The 23,492-nt window shown below is 42.7% G+C and carries 21 protein-coding genes and 1 other annotated feature; of the genes, 19 read left to right on the top strand and 2 right to left on the bottom strand.

Going from position 1 to position 23,492, the window contains the following annotated elements; genetic code table 11:
- Nucleotides 1-58 precede the first annotated feature (58 nt).
- Together lon and yihA are read left to right on the top strand one after the other, a co-directional pair.
- The gene (gene lon, locus C6344_RS08370; protein ID WP_066030587.1) at nucleotides 59-2,383 is read left to right on the top strand and encodes an endopeptidase La; all 2,325 of its coding nucleotides are present in this window, start codon (nucleotides 59-61) and stop codon (nucleotides 2,381-2,383) included.
- Complete coding sequence (gene yihA, locus C6344_RS08365) at nucleotides 2,380-2,967, top strand: ribosome biogenesis GTP-binding protein YihA/YsxC (RefSeq protein WP_034661689.1); 588 nt, start codon at nucleotides 2,380-2,382, stop codon at nucleotides 2,965-2,967. The genes lon and yihA overlap by 4 nt, the downstream gene beginning before the upstream one ends.
- Nucleotides 2,968-3,012: 45 nt before the next feature.
- Here the strand turns inward: yihA and C6344_RS08360 are convergent, their stop codons facing one another.
- Nucleotides 3,013-3,498: a hypothetical protein gene (locus C6344_RS08360; protein WP_060596895.1), complete on the bottom strand. Its 486-nt coding sequence runs from the start codon at nucleotides 3,496-3,498 to the stop codon at nucleotides 3,013-3,015.
- A gap of 242 nt (nucleotides 3,499-3,740) precedes the next feature.
- Here C6344_RS08360 and hemA point away from each other — a divergent pair, with 242 nt between their 5' ends.
- The 8 genes from hemA (at nucleotide 3,741) to ysxE (ending at nucleotide 12,665) form a co-directional block, all read left to right on the top strand.
- Nucleotides 3,741-5,108, top strand: a complete 1,368-nt coding sequence (gene hemA / locus C6344_RS08355; RefSeq protein WP_012010780.1) for a glutamyl-tRNA reductase — start codon at nucleotides 3,741-3,743, stop codon at nucleotides 5,106-5,108.
- Nucleotides 5,109-5,115: 7 nt separating this feature from the next.
- Nucleotides 5,116-5,946 carry a cytochrome c biogenesis protein gene (locus C6344_RS08350; protein ID WP_034661681.1) on the top strand — a complete coding sequence of 277 codons (831 nt, stop codon included), beginning with the start codon at nucleotides 5,116-5,118 and terminating at the stop codon, nucleotides 5,944-5,946.
- A 41-nt stretch (nucleotides 5,947-5,987) separates the two neighbouring features.
- A complete protein-coding gene (gene hemC, locus C6344_RS08345) occupies nucleotides 5,988-6,923 on the top strand; it encodes a hydroxymethylbilane synthase (RefSeq protein ID WP_060596894.1) in 936 nt (311 codons plus the stop codon).
- On the top strand, nucleotides 6,920-7,711 hold the full coding sequence (locus C6344_RS08340) for a uroporphyrinogen-III synthase (protein ID WP_060596893.1): 792 nt from the start codon (nucleotides 6,920-6,922) through the stop codon (nucleotides 7,709-7,711). Before hemC ends, C6344_RS08340 begins: the two co-directional genes overlap by 4 nt.
- Nucleotides 7,708-8,679 carry a porphobilinogen synthase gene (gene hemB, locus C6344_RS08335; protein WP_034661673.1) on the top strand — a complete coding sequence of 324 codons (972 nt, stop codon included), beginning with the start codon at nucleotides 7,708-7,710 and terminating at the stop codon, nucleotides 8,677-8,679. Before C6344_RS08340 ends, hemB begins: the two co-directional genes overlap by 4 nt.
- Before the next feature lie 27 nt (nucleotides 8,680-8,706).
- The gene (gene hemL, locus C6344_RS08330) at nucleotides 8,707-9,999 is read left to right on the top strand and encodes a glutamate-1-semialdehyde 2,1-aminomutase (protein ID WP_034661671.1); all 1,293 of its coding nucleotides are present in this window, start codon (nucleotides 8,707-8,709) and stop codon (nucleotides 9,997-9,999) included.
- A 133-nt stretch (nucleotides 10,000-10,132) separates the two neighbouring features.
- Nucleotides 10,133-11,596 (top strand): LysM peptidoglycan-binding domain-containing protein, encoded by a 1,464-nt coding sequence (locus C6344_RS08325; RefSeq protein ID WP_106071778.1) that lies wholly within the window; start codon nucleotides 10,133-10,135, stop codon nucleotides 11,594-11,596.
- Nucleotides 11,597-11,633: 37 nt separating this feature from the next.
- Complete coding sequence (gene ysxE, locus C6344_RS08320) at nucleotides 11,634-12,665, top strand: spore coat protein YsxE (RefSeq protein ID WP_066030590.1); 1,032 nt, start codon at nucleotides 11,634-11,636, stop codon at nucleotides 12,663-12,665.
- A 44-nt stretch (nucleotides 12,666-12,709) separates the two neighbouring features.
- On the opposite strand, the gene C6344_RS08315 is transcribed toward ysxE, so the two are convergent.
- On the bottom strand, nucleotides 12,710-12,898 hold the full coding sequence (locus C6344_RS08315) for a hypothetical protein (protein WP_003216497.1): 189 nt from the start codon (nucleotides 12,896-12,898) through the stop codon (nucleotides 12,710-12,712).
- Nucleotides 12,899-13,066: 168 nt separating this feature from the next.
- Nucleotides 13,067-13,296, top strand: a binding site (T-box leader).
- Between the two features lie 59 nt (nucleotides 13,297-13,355).
- Between C6344_RS08315 and C6344_RS08310 the strand changes: the two genes are divergently transcribed.
- The 9 genes from C6344_RS08310 to mreD all read left to right on the top strand — a co-directional run bounded on the left by C6344_RS08310 (nucleotide 13,356) and on the right by mreD (nucleotide 23,445).
- Nucleotides 13,356-15,998: a valine--tRNA ligase gene (locus C6344_RS08310; RefSeq protein ID WP_106039617.1), complete on the top strand. Its 2,643-nt coding sequence runs from the start codon at nucleotides 13,356-13,358 to the stop codon at nucleotides 15,996-15,998.
- 71 nt (nucleotides 15,999-16,069) lie between these two features.
- Entirely contained in the window at nucleotides 16,070-17,368 is a 1,299-nt protein-coding gene (locus tag C6344_RS08305) for a bifunctional folylpolyglutamate synthase/dihydrofolate synthase (protein WP_317615019.1), read from the top strand.
- Nucleotides 17,369-17,515: 147 nt separating this feature from the next.
- Complete coding sequence (locus C6344_RS08300; RefSeq protein ID WP_106072866.1) at nucleotides 17,516-18,235, top strand: prepilin peptidase; 720 nt, start codon at nucleotides 17,516-17,518, stop codon at nucleotides 18,233-18,235.
- 168 nt (nucleotides 18,236-18,403) lie between these two features.
- Nucleotides 18,404-19,423: an SPOR domain-containing protein gene (locus C6344_RS08295; RefSeq protein ID WP_106072865.1), complete on the top strand. Its 1,020-nt coding sequence runs from the start codon at nucleotides 18,404-18,406 to the stop codon at nucleotides 19,421-19,423.
- A gap of 177 nt (nucleotides 19,424-19,600) precedes the next feature.
- Complete coding sequence (locus C6344_RS08290) at nucleotides 19,601-20,170, top strand: Maf family protein (protein ID WP_034661651.1); 570 nt, start codon at nucleotides 19,601-19,603, stop codon at nucleotides 20,168-20,170.
- A gap of 48 nt (nucleotides 20,171-20,218) precedes the next feature.
- Nucleotides 20,219-20,893, top strand: a complete 675-nt coding sequence (gene radC / locus C6344_RS08285) for a RadC family protein (RefSeq protein ID WP_034662037.1) — start codon at nucleotides 20,219-20,221, stop codon at nucleotides 20,891-20,893.
- A 90-nt stretch (nucleotides 20,894-20,983) separates the two neighbouring features.
- Nucleotides 20,984-22,003: a rod shape-determining protein gene (locus C6344_RS08280; protein WP_012010766.1), complete on the top strand. Its 1,020-nt coding sequence runs from the start codon at nucleotides 20,984-20,986 to the stop codon at nucleotides 22,001-22,003.
- 27 nt (nucleotides 22,004-22,030) lie between these two features.
- Nucleotides 22,031-22,930 carry a rod shape-determining protein MreC gene (gene mreC / locus C6344_RS08275; protein WP_003216396.1) on the top strand — a complete coding sequence of 300 codons (900 nt, stop codon included), beginning with the start codon at nucleotides 22,031-22,033 and terminating at the stop codon, nucleotides 22,928-22,930.
- Entirely contained in the window at nucleotides 22,927-23,445 is a 519-nt protein-coding gene (mreD, locus tag C6344_RS08270; RefSeq protein ID WP_034661648.1) for a rod shape-determining protein MreD, read from the top strand. Before mreC ends, mreD begins: the two co-directional genes overlap by 4 nt.
- The last annotated feature ends 47 nt before the right edge of the window (nucleotides 23,446-23,492 follow it).

Here is a 23,492-nt window from a genome sequence, read left to right as displayed (position 1 = left end):
CAAGACTGAAACAGGTATATTATAATGATTCATACTAGTGACGGAGGTGTCAATCAACATGGCAGATGAAATCAAAAAGAATGTTCCGCTCCTTCCATTGCGAGGTTTACTTGTTTATCCAACAATGGTCTTGCATTTGGACGTTGGACGCGAGAAGTCTGTTCAAGCATTAGAACAGGCGATGATGAACGATCATATGATTTTTCTAGCAACACAGCGGGAAATTTCAATAGATGAACCAGGTGAAGAGGAAATTTTCAAAGTCGGCACCTACACAAAAATTAAACAAATGCTGAAGCTGCCAAATGGAACGATTCGTGTACTCGTTGAAGGCTTGAATCGAGCGCAGATCGAATCATACGTAGAGCTGGAGGACTATACGTCCGTCGACATAAAAGAATTGGCAGAAGAAGATTTAAAGGACGCAGAAGCAGAAGCACTCATGCGTACATTGTTAGATCACTTTGATCAATACATAAAAATTTCAAAAAAAATCTCAGCTGAAACATATGCAACAGTGACGGATATTGAGGAACCAGGGAGAATGGCAGATATCGTTGCTTCTCACCTGCCGCTCAAATTAAAGGACAAACAAGAAGTACTGGAAACAGTGGATGTCAAAAAACGGCTGAACCGGGTCATCAGCTTAATTCACAATGAAAAAGAAGTACTCGAGATTGAAAAGAAAATCGGGCAGCGCGTGAAACGTTCAATGGAACGAACGCAAAAAGAATATTATTTGCGTGAACAAATGAAAGCCATTCAAAAGGAGCTTGGAGACAAAGAAGGAAAAACTGGCGAAGTCAGTTCTTTAATGTCTAAAATCGAAGAGTCGAGCATGCCGGATTCTGTTCGTGAAACGGCGCTCAAAGAATTGAATCGTTATGAAAAAATTCCTTCAAGCTCTGCTGAGAGCTCTGTGATTCGAAATTATATTGATTGGCTGATCAGCCTTCCATGGGGCATCTATACAGAAGATCGTCTAGATTTAAAGCTTGCAAGTGAAATTTTAGATGATGAGCATCACGGGCTGGAAAAGGTCAAAGAACGAGTGCTTGAATATCTTGCTGTACAGAAGCTGACCAATTCATTAAAAGGACCGATTCTTTGCTTAGCAGGACCTCCTGGGGTAGGGAAAACGTCACTTGCCAAATCCATTGCCAAATCACTTGACCGAAAGTTTATCCGGATCTCCCTTGGCGGTGTGCGCGATGAGTCTGAGATTCGTGGACATAGAAGAACGTATGTAGGTGCGATGCCAGGCCGTATCATTCGCGGAATGAGCAAGGCAGGAACGATGAATCCGGTGTTCCTTTTAGATGAAATCGATAAGATGTCCTCTGATTTTAGAGGTGATCCATCTTCAGCGATGCTCGAAGTCTTAGACCCAGAGCAAAATCATAACTTTAGCGATCACTATATTGAAGAAACATTTGATTTGTCTCAGGTGCTATTTATTGCCACTGCCAACAATTTAGCAACCATTCCAGGTCCACTTCGTGATAGAATGGAGATTATCACGATTGCAGGGTATACAGAGGTTGAAAAAGCAGAAATTGTGAAAGATCACCTTCTGCCGAAGCAGCTAAAGGAGCACGGATTAAAGAAAGGGAACTTGCAGCTTCGTGAAGCAGCGATTTATGATACGATTCGCTATTACACAAGAGAAGCGGGTGTTCGTGGATTAGAGCGTCAGCTTGCGGCAATATGCCGTAAAGCGGCAAGAGCGATTGTGGCTGAAGACCGCAAACGCATCACGGTGACGGAAAAGAATTTATCTGAATTTCTCGGAAAAAGACTTTACCGTTATGGCCAGGCTGAAACGACAGACCAAGTGGGGGTTGTCACAGGACTTGCGTATACCACTGTTGGCGGAGACACCTTGTCGATTGAGGTATCACTTTCTCCCGGTAAAGGCAAGCTCTTGTTAACAGGTAAGCTTGGTGATGTCATGAGAGAATCTGCACAGGCGGCATTCAGTTATATTCGTTCGAAAGCAGATGAACTGAACATTGATCCTAATTTTAATGAAAAGCATGATATTCATATCCATGTTCCAGAGGGTGCGGTTCCAAAGGACGGGCCATCAGCTGGTATCACCATTGCGACGGCTCTTGTATCAGCACTCACAGGACGACCTGTGTCAAAAGAGGTTGGTATGACAGGTGAGATTACGTTAAGAGGAAGAGTGCTTCCAATTGGCGGACTAAAAGAAAAAGCATTAGGCGCACATCGCGCAGGACTGAAAACCATTATTCTTCCAAAGGACAATGAGAAGGATATTGATGATATTCCTGAAAGTGTGAGAGAAGGACTAACCTTTATTCCGGTCTCACATTTAGATGAGGTGCTTGAGAAAGCGTTGGTAGGAGAGGGAAGATGAAAGTAACAAAATCAGATATCGTCATTAGTGCGGTAAAACCAGAGCAGTACCCGAGCGGGGGACTGCCTGAAATCGCTCTTGCTGGACGATCAAATGTTGGGAAGTCCTCGTTCATCAACTCATTGATTAATCGTAAAAATTTAGCGCGTACGTCTTCTAAACCAGGTAAGACTCAAACGCTTAATTTCTACATCATCAATGATATGCTCCATTTTGTGGACGTTCCAGGCTACGGCTTTGCTAAAGTATCAAAGACAGAGCGCGAAGCCTGGGGTAGAATGATCGAAACGTATATTACAATGCGTGAAGAATTAAAAGCAGTCGTCCAAATTGTGGACCTGCGTCATAAGCCATCAGTAGATGATGTGAACATGTATGAATTCCTGAAATATTACGGAGTTCCCGTGATTGTCATCGCAACAAAGGCGGACAAAATTCCAAAAGGCAAATGGGAAAAACATGCGAAAGTCGTCAAACAGACACTCGACATTGACCCATCAGACGAACTAGTCCTGTTCTCTTCTGAAACGAAAAAGGGAAAAGACGAAGCCTGGAATGCCATCCTTGCGAAGATTAACAGCTAAAAGAAAAGGCATCTGTCATGGACAGATGCCTTTTTATTGTATAAGTTATTTCCTTTTTAAAAATAATAAGAGGAGACTGACAGCAATCAGTACATAAGGCCAGTACAATTCAAAACCGGAAGTAGGGATCGAAAGGGAACTTAGCTGTTTTGTAATTTGCTGAAAGAAATAAAGGAACAGACCGAGTGCAATGAGAACAACACTTTCAATACGATATTCTTTTTTCTGAGATGATTTCATAAAGAGTGCAAGTCCAACGATGAATACGATCATCGTAAATGTGTCTGGCCAGTGGTCTAATTTTGGTTGAAGAATAAAGTGTAGCGAAAGGCCCGTCATAAGCATACCGATAAACACATGAGCGCTTTCTTGCTCCTTCTTTCCTTGATATAAGAAAGCGAGGCCAAAAAGCAGTATGAGTGTATACCATTTCTCTTGATCCTTCCAAATGTCAAATTGACCTCCTGAGAGAATGGCATATAGCGCTACAGCCAGCAAAGTGAGCGGCAGCAAAATGGATTTCTTCTTCAAAGATGTCACCTTCTTTTAAGCAGATCATTTGTCCGCACGCGCCAAATCTGGTAAATTGCTTGAAGTGATGATATGGCATAATTAGTGTCGAACATTTTTCTACTATATCACAACATTTTTGAAATCTGTTCACAATTTTCATCCAGTTAAAAATGAATATATGTTATAATCATTATAAATAATAAATTCTATATTGTAATTATTATAAATTAGATAGGGCGTTGGGGGTGCAAGCTGAAGTTATGCATATTCTTGTTGTGGGTTTAGATTATAAAACAGCCCCTGTTGAGATACGGGAACAGCTGAGCTTTGAACCGAGCGAGCTCGGAACAGCGATGTCCAAGCTTAAAGAAGAAAAAAGCATTCTAGAGAATATCGTCATCTCAACATGTAATCGAACAGAGATCTACGCAGTGGTAGATCAGCTTCATACTGGACGGTTTTATATAAAAAGATTTTTAGCCGATTGGTTCGGTTTAGAAAAAGAAGATGTCTCTCCTTATTTGAAGTTCTATGAAAATGATGGAGCGGTTGAGCATTTATTCCGTGTGGCCTGTGGACTTGATTCCATGGTGATTGGCGAAACACAAATACTTGGTCAAGTGCGCTCTAGCTTTAAAGTAGCTCAAGAGGAGAAGACCATTGGTACCGTTTTCAATTATTTATTCAAACAGGCGGTCACCGTTGCAAAACGCTCTCATGCGGAAACAGACATTGCGTCTAATGCCGTGTCTGTCAGCTATGCAGCTGTCGAGCTTGCAAAAAAAATCTTTGGACGTCTTTCTGATAAACATGTCCTGATTCTTGGTGCGGGTAAAATGGGCGAACTAGCGGCTCAAAACCTTCAAGGTCAAGGGATTGGTCAAGTAACGGTCATCAATCGAACGTATGAGAAAGCAAAAGAATTGGCGGGTCGTTTTTCAGGAGAGCCTAAAAGCTTAAACCAATTGGAAAAAACATTATCCGAAGCGGACATTTTAATTAGCTCCACTGGTGCGAAACAATTTGTCATTACAAAGGAAATGGTCGAAAGTGCGAATAAAAAGCGGAAGGGCAGACCTCTATTTATGGTGGATATTGCTGTGCCCCGTGATTTAGATCCAGCCATTTCTGAAGTAGAAGGTGCTTTTTTGTATGACATTGATGACCTTGAGGGCATCGTGGCAGCCAACTTAAAAGAGCGCCGTGCGGTGGCTGAGCAGGTTGAGCTCCTCATTGAAGCAGAAATTGTGGAATTTAAGCAATGGCTGAATACGCTTGGTGTGGTTCCTGTCATTTCTGCACTTAGAGAAAAGGCGCTGACGATTCAAGCGGATACGATGCAGAGTATTGAACGAAAGCTTCCGAACCTCACACACCGTGAAATGAAGCTATTAAATAAACATACGAAAAGCATTATTAATCAAATGCTGAAAGATCCTATCTTAAAGGCAAAAGAAATTGCCGCGGAGCCGAATGCAGAGGAAAAACTTTTACTCTTCAAAGAAATCTTTGATTTACAGGTTGAAGATGAAGAGCAAAAGGTGGAGCCTGTACAGGTGGAGCAAGGGTCATTTCAGCTGTTCAAACCAAATATGGCACAAGGCTTTGCTACAGTTGCCAGTGAGTGATTAAGCGATGATGGAATCCATTGTAGCGAGACTAGGCGAAGCGACGACCTTGATCTATGCACTAAGTGTCTTGTTCTATTTCATAGATTTTCTTCAACACAACCGGAAGGCTGGAAAAATGGCTTTCTGGTTGCTTTCTATTGTCTGGCTGCTGCAAACAGTCTACATGTTCTATATTATGATGGAAACAGACCGATTCCCTGTGTTGAATGTAGCAGAGGGTTTATATTTTTATACGTGGGTGCTTGTGACACTTTCACTTGTTCTCACAAAAGTATTGCGTGTTGAATTTATTGTCTTTTTTACAAATGTCATCGGTTTTTCCATGATGGCGATTCACACCTTTACACCATCTGATCTCCACTCAGCAGAACTAACGGGGAAGCTGACGAGTGAACTGCTTGTGATTCATATTACGATGGCGATTTTATCATACGGTGCTTTTTCACTTTCATTTGCTTTCTCCCTTCTCTATCTCTTTCAATATCGTTTGCTGAAAAAGAAAAAATGGGGAAAATGGCTTCTGAGAATTGAAGATTTATCGAAGCTTGATCATATGGCGTACGTATTAAACATTATTGGTGTGCCAATGCTCTTGCTTAGTTTGATTCTTGGCATCATTTGGGCATATATTTCGTATGATACGTTGTACTGGACAGATGCAAAGGTGCTTGGTTCGTTTATTATGCTGTTTTTATACGGATTTTACTTATATATCAGATTGGTGAGAAATATGCAGGGCAAAATCGTGGCACTGTGGAATGTCGGTTCATTCATTGTGCTGATGATCAATTATTTTCTGCTTGGTAGCTTATCAACCTTTCATTGGTTTCAATAAATAATGATGAGTCTAAAGGGCATTGTCGGGAGGAAGACGTATTGCGTACAATTAAAGTAGGTTCTAGAAGAAGTAAGCTTGCAATTACACAAACAAAATGGGTTATTCAAAAGCTGTCTGAACTAAACCCTTCTTATTCTTTTGAAATAAAAGAGATTGTGACAAAGGGTGATCAAATTTTAGATGTGACCTTATCAAAGGTTGGCGGAAAAGGACTGTTTGTCAAAGAAATTGAACAGGCGATGCTGAATCATGACATCGATATGGCGGTTCACAGTATGAAGGATATGCCGGCTGCTCTTCCTGAAGGTTTAGTCATTGGCTGTATTCCTGAGCGTGAAGATGTAAGGGACGCTCTTATTTCGAAGGATCATCTGCGTCTTCATGAACTGCCGAAGGGTGCTATTGTGGGAACAAGCAGCTTACGGCGCAGTGCCCAGCTTCTTCAGGAAAGACCAGATCTTGACATTAAATGGATTCGAGGAAACATTGATACAAGATTGGAAAAGCTGAAAAATGAAGAATATGATGCCATTATTCTAGCGGCTGCTGGGCTGTCCAGAATGGGATGGAGCAAAGAGGTTGTGTCGGAATTTTTATCTCCTGAGACTTGCCTGCCCGCCGTTGGCCAAGGCGCTTTGTCGATTGAGTGCCGCGGGGATGATGAAGAGCTATTGCAGCTCCTCGCTCAATTTACGAATGAATATACGAAGAAAACGGTTCTCGCTGAAAGAGCCTTCCTCAAACAAATGGATGGCAGCTGTCAGGTGCCGATCGCTGGCTATGCAACGATGAATGAGCGTGATGAAATTGAACTGACGGGTCTTGTGGCATCTGCTGACGGACACACGATTATTCGAGAAACTGTATCAGGCACTGACCCTGAGGCAATTGGGACAGCATGTGCGAAGCAGATGGCTGATAAGGGAGCAAAAGATTTAATCGACAAGGTGAAAAAGGATCTGTCCTCCCAATGACCATAGGCAAATCGCTTCACGGACAGACGGTGCTTGTCACTCGAAATGAACGTCAAGCGGGTGTGTTTCAGCAAAAGATTGAAGAGCTGAACGGCCATGCTGTTTTAACCTCTCTTATTCGGTTTGAGCCTACGCTCACAAAAGAAAAAGCGCAGGCCTTTTTAAAGGACTTAGAAAATAGCCAATGGCTTGTTTTCACGAGTGTGAATGGTGCGTCTTTTTTTCTGAGCTACATAAAGGACCATCATTTACATAAGAGTTTATCGCATTTGAAAGTGGCTGCTGTAGGTGAGAAAACCTCTGCCTATCTTGAGCAGCACGGCTTGAAGGTGGATGTGGTACCAGAACGATTCATAGCGGAAGAGCTCGCAGATGCGTTACTTGACCATGTGCGTCCGGGAGAGCGTGTGTTTGTAGCAAAAGGACACCTGTCTCGAGATGTCGTGAAGAAAACCCTCATTCCGCTTGGCATAGAAGTAAAGGAATGGATTTTATATGAAACCGTCAAGGATGAGGAAGGTATTGCCGCTCTCAAAACGGCGATGACGAAGCAATCATTTGATTTTATTACATTTACGAGCTCATCCACTGTCCATTCATTTATGCATGCCATGGAGGCAGATGCAGCGAAGCTGGCTGCTTCTGGCACCTGTTTTGTGACGATCGGTCCTCTGACAAAAGAGGCACTGCTTCAATACGGGATTTCTTCTGAAACCCCAGATACTTATACGGTAGACGGAATGCTTGAATTGATGTGCCGTTTATCTGAAAGGAAGTTGAACCAATGATGAAATTTAACAGACACCGCAGACTGCGGACAAGCGCAGGAATGAGAGAATTAGTCAGAGAAACCTTTTTAAGACCATCTGATTTCATTTATCCGATCTTTTTTGTAGAGGGAGAAAATGTCCGAAAAGAAGTCCCTTCAATGCCGGGTGTTTATCACATTTCAGTGGACCTTGTAAAAGAAGAAGTCCAAGAACTTGTCGACCTAGGCATCAAATCAATTATTGTATTTGGTGTTCCAGATCATAAAGACCATGTGGGCAGTGAGGCGTATCACGACCATGGCATTGTTCAAAGAGCGACGCTTGAGATCAAAAAGCATTTCCCAGAACTTGTGGTCATTGCAGACACTTGCTTATGCCAATATACAGATCATGGACATTGCGGCATCGTTGAAGATGGTGAAATTTTAAATGATGAATCTCTTCAGCTTTTAGCGAAAACAGCTGTTAGCCAAGCGCGCGCAGGTGCAGATATCATTGCTCCTTCCAATATGATGGATGGATTTGTTGTGGCCATTCGTGAGGCACTTGATGAAGCTGGCTTTATTCATGTACCTGTCATGTCATATGCTGTGAAATATGCAAGTGCTTTTTACGGCCCGTTTCGTGACGCGGCGCATAGCACACCGCAGTTTGGAGATCGTAAAACATACCAAATGGACCCTGCAAACCGTTTAGAGGCACTCAGAGAAGCGCAGTCTGATGTAGAAGAGGGGGCTGATTTCCTCATTGTCAAACCATCCCTTTCTTATTTAGATATTATGCGTGATGTCAAAAATGAATTTACACTCCCTGTTGTTGCTTACAATGTGAGCGGAGAATATGCAATGGTCAAAGCCGCTGCTCAAAATGGCTGGATTTCTGAAAAAGAGCTTGTTCTTGAAATGCTGACAAGCATGAAACGTGCAGGAGCAGAGCTCATCATTACGTATCATGCAAAAGATGCAGCCAAATGGCTCTCAGAATAAAGAACGGATAGACAGGAGGACGTTGAAATGGGACGTAGCTATGAAAAATCAAAGCAAGCATTTGAAGAAGCGCAGCATTTAATGCCTGGTGGTGTCAACAGCCCTGTGCGTGCATTTAAATCAGTTAACACAGACCCGATTTTTATGGAACGAGGCAAAGGCGCCAAGATATATGATATTGATGGAAATGAATACATCGATTATGTCTTATCATGGGGACCGCTAATTTTAGGGCATACGAATGACCGTGTGGTTGAAAGTATTCAACGAGTTGCGGAACAGGGGACAAGCTTTGGTGCTTCCACGTTAGTTGAAAATGAATTAGCTAAGCTTGTATCAGAGCGAGTTCCTTCCATTGAAGTCATTCGTATGGTCAGCTCTGGTACAGAGGCGACCATGAGTGCACTTCGTCTAGCTCGCGGCTTTACAGGCAGAAATAAAATTGTGAAATTTGAAGGCTGCTATCATGGCCACGGCGATTCTTTGCTCATTAAAGCGGGTTCAGGTGTCGCAACGCTAGGGCTTCCAGATAGCCCAGGTGTACCTGAAGGGACTGCAAGCAACACGATCACAGTGCCGTACAATGATTTAGAGAGCATTCAAGTTGCTTTTCAGGAGTTTGGAGACGATATTGCAGGTGTCATTGTCGAGCCGGTTGCAGGAAATATGGGGGTTGTTCCTCCGCAAGAAGGTTTCTTACAAGGGCTGAGAGACATCACGGAGCAATACGGAGCTTTACTCATTTTTGATGAGGTCATGACTGGCTTCCGTGTGGATTATCACTGCGCGCAAGGCTATTTTGGCATCACACCTGATCTGACGTGCCTTGGTAAAGTGATCGGAGGCGGTCTCCCGGTCGGTGCTTATGGCGGAAGAGCGGATATCATGAGACAAATTGCACCAAGCGGTCCAATTTATCAAGCAGGAACGTTATCTGGTAACCCTCTTGCGATGACAGCAGGCTTAGAAACCTTAAAACAGCTGACACCTGAGTCTTATGAAGAGTTTAGACGAAAAGGAGACCGGCTGGAAGAAGGCATTTCAAAAGCGGCGAAAGTACACGGAATTCCATTAACGTTTAACCGTGCGGGTTCGATGATTGGATTCTTCTTTACAAATGAAGAAGTGGTCAATTATGACAAAGCAAAAACCGCTGATCTCGCTTTATTCGCTGAATTTTACAAGGAAATGGCGGATCGCGGCATCTTCCTTCCTCCTTCTCAATTCGAAGGACTGTTCCTGTCAACAGCTCATACAGATGAAGACATCGAATATACGATTGAGACAGTGGAAAAGGTATTTCAAAAACTGCGTCGATAAACGAAAGCCGGTATGGGGACATATCGGCTTTTTTGTGTTGCTGAAAACCAATCATATTTTCACTGCCTCTCACATACATCTGTATTGACATCTAATTTTATTTTGAAGGATTAGATGAAAGGAGGACACCGACTTGTCTCAAAACAATCGATTACAGTTTTCGGTAGAAGAATCCATTTATTTCAAAAGCGGACAGGAAGTCAGTGAGCTGCTGTCAATTTCTCTCGATCCTGACATTCTCGTTCAAGAAGTGAATGATTATGTTTCGATTAGAGGTTCACTCGAGCTAACAGGAGAATACAACATAAATCAAGAGGAGCTATTGGGTGAATTGAGTTCCTATGCATCATACAGGGAAGCTGATGAGGTGAAGGTAAGAGAAGACGGAACGGCGGAGCTTCTGCATCAATTCCCGGTTGATATCACCATCCCTAAGAATAAAATCAGTCATTTAAATGATGTGTTTGTGTTTATTGATGCGTTTGATTACCAGCTGACAGAAAATCGTTTGCTCACCATTCAAGCTGATCTGGCGATTGAGGGTCTATTAGACGAGAAAATGCCTCAAGCGCCTGTAGAGGTAGAGGAGCCGTATGAATTTGTCCATCGTCCTGAAGAAGAATATGGCGATGTGACCTACAATTATCAGCTGCAGCCAGAGCATGAGGAACAAGAAGAGCTGCAAGGCAATGAACGTGAGGTCTATGAGGAACAGGCTGTATTACAGCATGATACACGCGCCGAGCAAGAAGAACAGGAAGAAGAACGGGAAGAAGAAATTGAGATAGAGCTGGTGAGTAGGGAAGAAGAGGGAGAAACCGAAGAACTGGAAGAATCGGAAGAACTGGAGGAAACGGAGAGCCAAGAATATGAGGAACAGGCTGTATTACAGCATGACACACGCGCCGAGCAAGAAGAACAGCAAGAAGAACAGGAAGAAGAAATTGAGATAGAGCTGGTGAGTAGGGAAGAAGAGGGAGAAACCGAAGAACCGGAAGAATCGGAAGAACTGGAGGAAACGGAGAGCCAAGAAGAAGTGGCGCTTGGTTATCGCTCCTTACCTGAAGCTCAGGTGCAAGAACCACCATTTTTTGAACCGCCTAAGCTCTTAGAAGAAGAGAAGCGGGAAGATACGTTCTTTGAGGTGGAAGTGAGAAAAGATCCGGAAGCAGCCGAAGAGCTGGAAGAAACGGTTCAGCCGTATCCAATATTTGAATCACCCACTTACCACGTAGAAGAGGAGCAAGAGGAACAGGAACAGGATGATACGAACCAGCTCGGACGGTTATATGAACGAGAAGCACCAAAAGTATATGAGTCAGCTCAAGAAGAAGAGGAGCCTGAATATGACGAGAGAGAAACGTCTGGCAGTGAGAACTCTCTTTATTTAACAAAGCTATTTGCTAAGCAGGAGGAGGAAGATTTTTCTCGCATGAAAATATGTATAGTTCAGCAAGAAGATACGGTCGATCTTATTTGTGAGCGATATCAGTTGAATGTGCAGCAGCTCCTTCGCACAAACTCATTATCGGTTGATGCGGAGCTTGAAGAAGGGCAGATTCTTTATATTCCTGAATATCAAAAAAGCAATGCATAACAAGCGATGACCGACCGAGAAAATGTGGTGAGTGAACGTGGATGAAATCCAATCTATCCTATACGAATACGGGCTTGAGGCGGAATACATTGAACCTGTCAGTCCTGCTGTTGTCAAAGTATATACAAAGCAGGGCATATTTGCCCTAAAGCGAGTAAAAGCCAGTCGACATATGCAGTTTACAGAGCAAATGCTTGAACTAGAATCAAAGGGCTATCGCTCTTTTGTGCCGATTTATCGGACGAAGAGCGGTTCTTTTTTCTCAAGTCATCGAGAAAGCCAGTACGCATACTATCTCATGCCGTGGCTGACGAATGAAAAGAGAGAAGAGCAGGACGATAAACATGAATATTTATTTCAAGAGATTGCAAGACTTCATAAGCGGACTGAAGTGATGATGGATATCACAGAGCAAGAGATAGAAGCGCACTACACACAAATCAAGACCAAATGGGAAACAGAGAAAGACATGTATGAACGATTCATAGAGCGGGCAGAGCAGACTTGGTATATGTCACCATTTGAGCTGGCTGCTGCGATGTATTTTTCAGAGGCGATGTCTGCCAGCGAATTTGCGCTTGAACGATTAGAAGATTGGCATGAAGAAATGAAAGATCAAGAGACAACACGTGTTGTGTTAAATCATGGGCAGCTGTCGATTCATCACTTTTTGTATAATGATGTGGGCACAGGACATTTCACCAATTTTGAGCGGTCTAAAAAAGCCGCCCCCATTTATGACCTTCTAACCTTTTACTTTCGGACATTCAAAACCTATCCTACGTCTTGTCCTGAATGCACTTCCTTGTTTTATACGTACCAAAAAGGAAATCCTCTTCGGGAGGAAGAGCTGCATTTGTTTCTTAGTTACCTTGCTTATCCGCAAGGTCTGTTTGATACAGTAAAAGCCTATGAAGCAGGCGGGCAGGATGAAATGGAGAGCTGTCAGCGGCTGTTAAGAGCGTATTGGCAGATGAAAAATTCAGAGCCGATCGTCATGAAGATTCATGAGATTGAGCAGGCTAGACGGCTTGAAGAAGAACAAAGTGCCTCGTCATCAGCGGAATGACGAGGTTATTTTGTGTTCATATTGGCCGTTACATAAGCGCGAGTTTAAAACCAATCAAGGTGAAAGGCGCAGGCGAGAAAAATCAAAATACCTAGGATGAGGACGTCAAATGTCGTGGGGAAAATGATCGTACGAAACCCTTGAAATATCGCAATCGGGAGAACGACTTGGGAGGCCACTGCCCGAATTTGTCTCAGCCAGGGGGGAAGTGTGTAAGGATTGATCTTCTTCAAAGCAAACGCCCTCCTTCTTCATTTTGTTATTATCATATGGGTAATAGGGCAAAGGGTGCCTGCCCAATTTGTATAAAGAAGAAGAAAAGCGGAAAAGATGATTGACGAAAACAAAAGGCATTTAGTAATATAAATAAAAGATGAGTATGTGCTGATGAACGTGATATATCGTAAGCGTGGATCAGGAAGAGTACGAGCAAGACCCTAAAGAGAGGGAGACCATGAGCTGAAAGGTTTCCTAGGATGTACTTGTTTGGAAGGTCGCCTGTGAGCTTAATTTCTTGAATGAACAAGTAGAGAAATTCGGGAGAACCCCGTTATCCTTTAGAGTGTATGGGACACGTCTATGTGTACCATGAAAAAAGGTGGTACCGCGAAAAAGCTTTTTCGTCCTTTTATAAGGATGGAAAGGCTTTTTTTATGTTTCATCAGCCGAAAAAATGTGGAGGTTACACAAATGGGAACAAATAATCAAGAAATGCCAACAAAGTACGATCCAAATGCGATTGAAAAAGACCGCTATACGTACTGGCTTGAAGGGAAATTCTTCGAAGCACAAAATGACAAAACGAAAGATCCATATACAGTCGTCATTCCTCCACCAAACGTGACAGGAAAACTGCACCTTGGGCATGCATGGGATTCTACACTTCAAGATATTGTGACGCGTATGAAACGGATGCAGGGCTATGATGTTCTATGGCTTCCAGGAATGGACCATGCCGGTATTGCGACCCAAGCAAAGGTAGAGGCAAAGCTTCGCGAAGAAGGCGTGAGCCGTTATGACCTTGGCCGGGAGAAATTTGTGGAAGAAACGTGGAAATGGAAAGAAGAATATGCGGACTTTATTCGCAGCCAGTGGGCGAAAATGGGACTTGGTCTTGATTATTCACGTGAACGTTTTACATTAGATGAAGGTCTGAATAAAGCGGTACGCCAAGTGTTTGTCCAATTGTATGAAAAAGGACTTATCTATCGCGGAGAGTACATCATTAACTGGGATCCAGCGACGAAAACGGCACTTTCTGATATTGAAGTCATTTATAAAGATGTTCAAGGTGCGTTTTATCACTTGAGATACCCGCTTTCAGATGGCACGGGTTCAATTGAAATTGCGACGACAAGACCTGAAACCATGCTTGGGGATACAGCCGTTGCCGTGCACCCTGATGACGAACGCTATCAGCATTTGATTGGAAAAACAGTGGTCTTACCAATTACAGGCCGAGAGATTCCAATCGTTGGTGATGACTATGTCGATATGGAGTTTGGTTCAGGAGCTGTGAAAATTACACCTGCCCATGACCCGAATGACTTTGAGCTTGGAAACCGCCATGAGCTAGAGCGTATTCTTGTCATGAATGAAGATGGCACAATGAATGCAAATGCACTGCAATACAAAGGAATGGACCGCTTCGAATGCCGTAAACAGCTTGTGAAAGATTTACAAGAAGAGGGTATTTTGTTCAAAATTGAGGACCACATGCATTCAGTTGGTCATAGTGAGCGAAGCGGAGCTGTCGTTGAGCCTTATTTATCTACTCAATGGTTTGTAAAAATGCAGCCGCTGGCAGACGAAGCCATCAACCTTCAAAATGGGGACGACCAAGTTCAATTTGTTCCAGACCGCTTTGAAAAGACGTATTTACACTGGATGGAAAATATCCGTGACTGGTGTATTTCTCGTCAGCTATGGTGGGGACACCGCATTCCGGCTTGGTATCATAAAGAAACGAAAGAAGTATATGTTGGACTGGAAGCGCCAGAAGATCTGGAGAACTGGGAACAGGATAACGATGTGCTTGATACATGGTTTAGTTCAGCGCTTTGGCCTTTCTCTACAATGGGCTGGCCAGATGCAGACAGTGAAGACTTCAAGCGCTACTATCCAACAAACCTGCTTGTTACAGGCTATGACATCATTTTCTTCTGGGTCTCTCGCATGATCTTCCAGGGTCTTGAATTCACAGGAGAAAAACCGTTCAAAGACGTTCTGATTCATGGACTGATCCGCGACGAACAAGGACGTAAAATGAGTAAGTCGCTCGGCAACGGAATTGATCCAATGGAGGTCATTGATCAATACGGTGCAGATTCATTAAGATATTTCTTAGCGACTGGAAGCTCACCAGGTCAGGATCTTCGCTTTAGCTTTGAAAAGGTTGAATCCACTTGGAACTTTGCGAACAAAATTTGGAACGCATCGCGTTTTGCTTTAATGAACATGGATGGCTTAACGTATGATGAACTTGATTTGACTGGAGAAAAATCAGTCGCTGACCAATGGATTTTAACCCGCTTAAATGAAACGATTGAAAGTGTCACACAGCTAGCTGACAAGTATGAATTCGGTGAAGTGGGCAGACATTTATACAACTTCATTTGGGATGATTTCTGTGATTGGTACATTGAGATGGCGAAGCTTCCACTTTATGGTGAAGATGAAGCAGCGAAAAAAACGACTCGTTCGATCCTTGCGTACGTATTAGATCAAACGATGAGACTTCTTCATCCGTTTATGCCGTTCTTAACAGAAGAAATCTGGCAGCATCTTCCACATGAAGGTGAGTCCATTACTGTAGCAGCTTGGCCTGAGGTGAAGCCGGAGCTTTCAAATGATCAAGCTTCTGCTGACATGAAACTGCTTGTTGAACTCATTCGCTCTGTTCGTAACATTCGCAGTGAAGTAAACACACCAATGAGCAAACAAGTCGAACTTTACATCAAAGCATCCACATCTGATGTACAAGAACGTTTAGAGAAGAATCGTTCATATATTGAGCGCTTCACGAACCCAAGTGTTCTTGAAATTGGCACAGATGTCCCAGCTAGTGATAAAGCGATGACGGCTGTTATTTCTGGAGCAGAGCTCATTCTGCCGCTTGAAGGCTTAATTAACTTAGATGAGGAAATTGCTCGTCTGCAAAAAGAGCTTGATAAGCTGACAAAAGAAGTAGAACGCGTCCAGAAAAAGCTTGGCAACGAAGGCTTTATGAAAAAAGCGCCTGAAAGTGTCGTAGAAGAAGAGCGTGCGAAAGAACGTGATTATGTCGCAAAACGCGAAGCTGTTCAAAAGCGGATTGAAGAGCTGAAAGCATAAAGTTGAAAAGACGGCTCCTAACAAAATGGAGTCGTCTTTTTTGAAAATTTCGTATGAAATGAGAGATGACATTGTTTACAACCTATCATGAAGCCATTGAGTGGATTCACAGTAGACTGGCCTTTGGTGTAAAACCGGGTCTTGAAAGAATGAAGTGGCTGATGAACAGACTAGGCCATCCGGAACAACGCATAAAAGCGGTGCATGTTGCAGGGACAAATGGAAAAGGTTCAACCATTGCGTTTACTCGTTCCGTTTTACAGGCTGCAGGCTATTCGGTCGGAACCTTCACCTCTCCGTTTATTTTAACGTTCAATGAACGAATCAGCGTGAACGGAGCGTCTATACAGGATGAAGAATGGCTGAGTTTGGTGAATAAGATCAAGCCTTTTGTTGATGAATTAGATCAAACCGAGCTTGGCGCAGCAACAGAATTTGAAATCATTACCGCATGTGCATTTGCTTATTTTGCCGATGTGCACCAAGTAGACTTTGTCCTATTAGAGACAGGGCTTGGCGGAAGACTTGATTCAACAAATGTTGCCGTACCTATTTTAACAGCGATTACGTCAATTGGTCATGATCATATGGCAATTTTAGGTGACAAACTTGAACAGATTGCATCTGAAAAAGCGGGCATTATCAAAGAGGGTATCCCGATGATCACTGCTGTTCATCAACCGGAAGCACTTGCGGTCATTCAAAACATCGCAAAAGAAAAGAATGCGGAATGCATCTCATTACAGCATACTTGTACCTTCGGTGAGCAGCAGCCAACAGAAACAGGCGAACGGTTTACGTTACACACATCAAAAAGGCAGTATCCGCAGCTTGAAACAGGATTAATTGGAACGCATCAACGGCAAAATGCTTCTCTTGCCGTTCTACTCATTGAATGGCTGGAGCAAGAAGGCTATATTAGTGTGACAGAAGAACAGGTATATGAAGGTATTCGGAATGCAGTTTGGGCTGGAAGATTTGAAAAAGTCAAAGACCATCCAGCAGTTTATTTAGACGGCGCTCATAATGAAGAGGGAATCGACCGTTTAATTGAAACGGTACAAGCTCATTTTTCTGGTAAACAAGTGCATGTTTGTTTTAGTGCTTTAAAGGATAAGCCGTACAAGCAAATGATTCAAAAGCTTGAAGCTGTTAGTTCATCTATTCATTTTGTTTCGTTTGACTTTCCAAGAGCGGAATCAGCTGAAAAACTTTATGCGTGCAGTCAGTTAGAGGCAAAATCGTATGATGATGATCCTCGTGCAGTGCTTGAATGGATTCAGAAAAAGAGTGATGATCCTTCAGCGGTGCTCCTTGTGACAGGCTCTCTTTATTTTATTTCAGATATACGAAATCGTATGATCGGGTAACGAAAAGACGCAAATGGCTTTGATGCCTCCTGCGTCTTTTTCTTTTTATATGTAGAAAAGGGGGAAAATCATATTTTCACTAGATGCTTTAGTGGATAGGGTCATGGTAAAATCCGGTCTATCTTATTCCCGGAAGGAGCACCATATATGATTGAGATTTTTCTGTTTCTTGCAGGCATCACGATGGGGTCGTTCTTTCATCTCGTTGGCGAAAGGCTGCCAGTGAAGCGGTCTATTCTCTTCCCTCGCTCTCACTGCACAGTCTGTAAACAGCCGCTTTCCCTGCATGAGATGATCCCGCTCGTTTCTTATGTTGTATGGAGGGGGTCTTGTAAACATTGCGGCACTCGGTTGTCTTGGCTATATCCAACGGTTGAGCTGCTGACAGGCGGTCTTTTTTTGTTCGTTTATAGGATCGCTGGTTTTTCGTTTGAAGGTCTTTTCCTTGTGATTCTTTGTAGTTTATTCGTGATTGCTGTCGTGAGTGATCTTCTCTATATGAGGGTGCCGAACGAGCTGTTTCTCTTCTTTTTCCCTCTTTTCGTCATATACCGCACGCTGGAACCGCTCCTTATTTGGTGGGAAGGAGCGGCTTCTCTGATTTTTTGCATTCTTTTGTTTTCTAGTCTAGATTATTTTAAGCCAAATAGCATTGGCGGAGCTGATATGAAGCTGTTCAGTTTGCTTGCGTTTTGCTTTGGATTCAAGCCGTTCCTTCTCATGCTTTTTCTCTCATGTATCGCTGGAATGGTCTATGCGAAGGTCTTTTCCTTTCAATTAGACGAGCCATTCCCCTTTGTTCCTGCGATCGCTTTTTCTTTTTGGCTGTATCTCTTTGGTGCTCCTGTCTTGTTTCTATTTGGCTAGTCGAAGGGGTGAAAAAATTGGCGAACACTTTTTTGCCCTGCCGACAAAAGTCTTGTTCTTTTTTTTTACTGCTATGTTAAAGTGTGAAACAGAAAGAAGGACGGGTTAAATTCGCGCTGATTCATTGGACAGAAAGGTCTTTCTTACAAACATGTCAGAAAGCGGGGAATGACAGTGAAAAAGAGGCAGGCAAAAAAACAAGGGCTCAAGGTCAATATTAATGGCAAGGAAGAAATGCTGCATGAAGATGATCATCAGCCGCCAAAAAAGCAGGAAGATCAAGTGACGTTTTCGAATTGGGAGGAAAAGAGGCAGTCGGAACAGGAGACAGCGGCTTCTCAGGAAGATTCGTCTAAACCGAAAGAAGAAGATTTCCAGTGGGATGATGCAGCTGATCATATTTATCATTCTGATCCAAAGGTCGTCACGCCTTATCAAAAGAAAAAAGGCTCCTTTGATCAGAAGTTTGGTAAAAACCGCGGCCCCTTCAAGAGAGTGATGACAACGATTGTGTTTGCGGTGGTTCTTGGGACAGGCCTTGGGGTGTTTGCGCTTAGTTTAAGTCAAGATGGTACACCAAGTCCATCAGGAGGAGATATCAGTGTCTCGGCATCTGGATCTGGAAATCAATCATCGATGAAAGCCGGCGGGGATGCGCCGAAAGCAGGTACTACGGATGACTCAAAAGAGAACAACGATGAAAAAAGTGCCTCTGGCAGTTTATCAACCTTTGTTGTACAGGCTGGGAAATTTTCTTCTGAAAAAGGAGCAGATGACTTAGTTGGCAGTTTAAAAGATGCAGGGTATGCAGGGAAAAAGGTCTCAATGGATGATGGATATTATGTCATTGCTGGGCTTGCGACAGAGCAGGGAATGACAAGCGCTGTAGGGAAGAAGCTGATCGATCAGCACTTTGAGGCGTGGGGAGGAAAGGAGCTCTCATTTCAAGTACCGGATGAGCTGACTAGTTTAATAGAAAAGGCATCTGTATTATCCTCTAAAGTGATTGCCGGCGATGAAGTGGATCAAAAGGAAGTCACGCAGCTGGTTTCTGAGCTTGAAAGTGCCAAAACAGCGGACGCATCGGCTAAAAGCAGTTTGCTAAAAGCTGTGCAGCTATTAAATGAACCAACTGCTGAAAACGGCTGGAAATCTCAGCAGGCACTGCTTGATCAATTAAATACGTAAAATCATTTTTTAAGAAACGAAACTAGTCAAAAAATGACTAGTTTTTTTCTTTTACATCCAACATAATGATGAAGGTACATGAAAAATGAATTTTCGTAGATTGTCGGTAAGATGTACATTTGCTAGGATGAATGGGTATCTTACTTCTTAGGCTAAACCCTGAAAGGATGAACAAACATGAACCAATTGATTCTCGCATCTCAATCACCTAGAAGAAAAGAATTGCTTGATCTAGCAGGGTTTTCTTATGACATTCAAGCAAGTCATTTAAAAGAAGAAATAAATCGAAACCTTTCTCCTGCTGAGAACGTCCAATGGTTGGCAGAACAAAAAGCAAATGATATTCAAAGATTAAATCCTAAAGCTGTGATCATTGGTGCAGATACAATTGTTGCAATTGACGGCAAATGTCTTGGGAAACCAAAAGATAAGAAAGAAGCGGCTTTCATGCTTCAATTATTATCAGGAAAGACACATCAAGTCTTGACGGGTGTCACGGTTCAGTCAGAGAATAGAAAAGAAACATTTTATGAACAGACAGAAGTGACATTTTGGACGCTGACTCAAAATGAAATAGACCGCTATATCAATACGGGCGAGCCCCTTGATAAAGCGGGAAGCTATGGCATTCAAGGGAAAGGCGCACTGTTTGTTCAAAAAATAGATGGTGATTATTTTTCCGTTGTAGGTCTACCTATTGCGAAAACAGTCAGAGTGCTTGAAACCTTTGGAATCACCCCTTTTTGAAGACAGGAAGGAATTCTAAAAGGAGTGGTCATCCTGAACGATTTCCCTATGCTGCTAAAGCATTTCCCTCATGATGAAAAACCGAGAGAACGATTTATCAAATACGGGCCCAGCAGTTTGTCAAATCATGAACTTGTTGCGATCCTTCTAAGAACAGGCACAAAAAAAGAATCAGTTCTCCAAATTTCCGCAAGACTTCTGCAAACATTTGGCGGTCTTCGCTCTGTAAAAGAAGCCTCAATTGAAGAAATGTCGAAGATCCGAGGAGTTGGAAAGGCGAAGGCGATTTCTCTTTTAGCTGCTTTAGAACTCGGCACTAGATTACACCATCAAACGACGGATAACCGCTATGTGATCCGCACACCAGAAGACGGAGCGAACTTTGTGATGGAAGATATGAGATTTTTGACACAGGAAAATTTCGTTTGTCTTTATCTCAATACCAAAAATCAAGTTCTTCATAAACATACCGTGTTTATTGGAAGCTTGAATTCATCGATCGTTCACCCGCGTGAAATTTTCAAAGAGGCCTTTAAACGTTCGGCGGCTTCATTTATATGTGTGCACAACCATCCATCTGGAGATCCGACGCCCAGCAGGGAAGATATTGAAGTTACACAGCGACTTTTTGAATGTGGAAAGCTGATTGGAATACAGCTGCTTGATCATCTTGTCATAGGTGATCAAAAATTTGTGAGTTTGAAGGAAAAAGGGTATTTGTAACACTTTTTTTTTCAATGTTTTACGATATAATAGAGTTTATGAGTTTTTCCCTAAAGGGAATTTTGGTTTAAGAAAGGAAGATACATACATATGTTTGGAATTGGTACAAAAGACCTTGGAATAGATCTTGGAACAGCGAATACGCTTGTTTTTATTAAAGGAAAAGGCATTGTTGTAAGAGAACCTTCGGTCGTAGCTTTGGAAACTGATACGAAGTCTATAGTGGCGGTCGGAAATGACGCTAGAAACATGATTGGCCGTACACCTGGTAATGTTGTGGCACTACGCCCGATGAAAGACGGAGTCATTGCAGATTACGAGACGACAGCAACAATGATGAAATATTACATTAATCAAGCATTAAAAGGCAAAGGGCTTTTTGCTCGTAAACCTTACGTGATGGTATGTGTACCATCTGGTATTACAGCTGTAGAAGAGCGTGCAGTCATTGATGCGACAAGACAAGCTGGAGCACGTGACGCATACCCGATTGAAGAACCATTTGCTGCGGCGATCGGTGCTAACCTGCCTGTATGGGAGCCAACAGGAAGTATGGTTGTGGACATTGGCGGCGGTACAACAGAGGTAGCCATTATTTCTCTTGGCGGCATTGTGACTTCACAGTCGATCCGCGTGGCAGGAGATGAAATGGATGATGCGATCAGCAGCTACATCCGTAAAACGTATAACCTGATGATCGGTGATCGTACGTCAGAAGCCATTAAAATGGAAATCGGTTCTGCGCAGCCTGATGTACATGATGAGATGGATATTCGCGGCCGTGACCTTTTAACAGGTCTGCCAAAAACGATCTCTATTACGGCAGATGAGATTGCAAAAGCGCTTCGCGATACGGTGGAAACAATTGTCGATGCGGTGAAAATGACACTTGAAAAAACCCCGCCTGAGCTGGCAGCAGATATTATGGACCGTGGAATCGTTTTAACTGGCGGCGGTGCATTGCTTCGTAATCTTGACAAAGTCATTAGTGATGAAACGAAGATGCCAGTCATTATTGCTGAAGACCCGCTTGACTGTGTGGCGATCGGAACAGGAAAAGCACTAGAGCATATTCATTTGTTCAAAGGAAAATCTAAAGATAATCGATAATCGGGCGTAAATAAAGAGGTGTAAGACATGCCGCAGTTTTTTATGAATAAAAGATTAATGTTGCTCCTTGTCTGTGTCATCGTACTGGTGGCCATGATTGGTTTTTCAGTGAAAAGCGGCAGAGGTGCTTCATGGCCGGAAAAATTAGTGGGGGATACGACAGGCTTTTTTCAAGGTGTCTTTCATAAACCATCACAATTTATTGCCGGTATTTATGGGAACGTACAAGATTTAAAGAACACATATGATGAAAACGAGCGTCTCCGAAAAAAACTTGATGGACAAACTCAATATGAGGCGAAACTTCAAGAACTAGAAGATGAGAACAAAAAGCTTCGCAAGCAGCTCGGATATGTGAACTCTATTCGTGATTATACGCCAATTCTATCAACGGTTATCGCGAGAAACCCGTCCCTTTGGGATAGCTTTGTGATGATTGATAAAGGGAAAAAACAAGGCGTTGACAAAGATATGGCGGTCACAAATGAGAGTGGTGCGTTAATTGGGAAAATTGAAAGTGATAAGCTCAACAATTTTACTTCAACTGTAAGGTTGCTAAGCTCTACGGACCAAAATAATAGAATTTCAACGAAAATTTTTGCGAAAAAGGGCAAAGAAGAACTCAACGGAATTATTAATGGTTATGACAGTAAGAAAAAAATGCTGACAATGAATATTCTGAAATCTGATGCAGATGGAGATGTCAAAAAAGGAGATCTTGTTGAAACATCTGGAGCAGGGGGCGTATTCCCGCAAGGCTTGACGATTGGTAAGGTGAGTGAAATCGAACCAGATCATTACGGCCTGACAAAAATTATTTATGTAGAACCAGCGGCCGAACTCAACAATTTAGACCGCGTGATTGTGGTGAATCGCAGCTCAAGTACGGCAGATGCATCTGAATTGACGAAGGAGGAAGGCTCGTGAGACGTGTCCTTCTTGCTTTCGTCATGTTGTTTATCTTCGTATTTGACAGTATTTTTGTCGATCTAGTGAAGCTCCCATTTGTTTCAGACAATCAAATTTTAGCTCCTCATTTCATCTTACTCGCACTTGTATTTATGACTGCTTTTGTGAATCAAAAATATGGTGTGATTTTCGGTTTTATCTTTGGACTTTTATATGATATTTCGTATACAGGCATACTTGGTGTTCATATGTTTGGCTTTGGAGCGCTCTGCTATTTGCTAGCGAAAGCCTTTAAAGTTCTGCAAACGAATATGTTAGTGGTCGTCTTTCTGTCGATTATTGCTGTTTCCGTGATGGAGTTTTATGTATACGGTGTTCAAGCGACAATTCAACCAGGGATTATGCCGTTTAATACGTATGTCATCGAACGCTTTATTCCAACGATTCTTTTAAATACTGCTGCGTCTCTCATACTTGTTGTGCCGCTTAGGCTCTTTTTCATCAATATGAAACAAGGACTGATCGACGAATAAAAGCAGGAGTTTGTCCAATTACGGCGAAATGAGTATGTTGTTGAGGT

Source organism: Bacillus sp. GBSW19, assembly GCF_002998655.1.
In the GTDB taxonomy this organism is placed as follows: Bacteria; Bacillota; Bacilli; order Bacillales; family Bacillaceae; genus Bacillus.
This window is presented reverse-complemented; position numbering and strand designations above follow the sequence as displayed.